Origin of the sequence: Bartonella sp. AP65SXKL (genome assembly GCF_042195725.1) — a bacterium.
GTDB lineage: Bacteria > Pseudomonadota > Alphaproteobacteria > Rhizobiales > Rhizobiaceae > Bartonella.
This window is the reverse complement of record NZ_JBHIOW010000082.1, coordinates 1-832: the sequence shown is the minus strand read 5'-3', so window position 1 is coordinate 832 and position 832 is coordinate 1. Positions and strand designations below refer to the sequence as shown.

General features: G+C 36.8%; 1 protein-coding gene and 1 pseudogene. Both read left to right on the top strand.

The genetic code is table 11. From position 1 onward, the window contains the following. Positions 1-180, top strand: a pseudogene (locus ACFIMP_RS09790) (antA/AntB antirepressor family protein); the annotation flags it as partial. 15 nt (positions 181-195) lie between these two features. Continuing rightward, the coding region (locus tag ACFIMP_RS09785; protein WP_375686342.1) for a Rha family transcriptional regulator at positions 196-832 on the top strand (637 nt) is incomplete at its 3' end.

Genomic DNA, 832 nt, shown 5'->3' with positions numbered 1-832 from the left:
GTGGATTTTGTTTTTACAAAACAAGAATGGAACAGACAGAAGATTTGTCCAAAATCTGAAATAGAAACAGATAAAACTGATAATCATTACTTCAAAATTCACGCAGCAAGGAAAATTGCTCAAGCAGAACGTCATAGAAACTATGGCAGAATATTATATCAAACCTTGTGTTTTTCTTAATTAAGGGGGGTGATGATGCAAAACTTTATTACAATATCTGAAAACAATTTTCAAAACACAACAGTTCAAACGATGTCTAGTCGTGAAATTGCAGAGTTATGCGGTAAGCAACATGCGCATATTATGCGTGATATTCGACAAATGTTAGGAGAATTATATCCTGAAGGGGGTCAATCCAAATTTGGATCCACCTATTTAGATAAACAGGGTAAGCCCCAAAACTGTTACAACCTCCCTAAGCGTGAATGCCTTATCTTAGTTTCCGGTTACAGCATGACATTACGTGCTAGGATTATAGACCGTTGGCAAGAATTGGAAAAGCAAGTAGTAACACCACAAATCGACTATTCAAGTCCAAAGGCTATGATTGGCTTTTTGAATTACCTACAAGGTCAAATAGATCAAAAAGACACCATCATTGAAGATTTAACACCAAAAGCCATGGCTCTTGAAAGCTTACAACGTCATGACGGACTGTTTAGTCTTACAGAAGCCGCTAAAATACTTGAGATGCAACCAAAACAATTCATTCTCTTCTTACAGCAAAAAGGTTGGGTTTACAGACGAGCAGTAGGTGGAAATTTGCTTCCTTATCAAGACAAAATCCAAAAGAAACTTATGGATTGTCCAACTATCACACTTCAAACCGCAA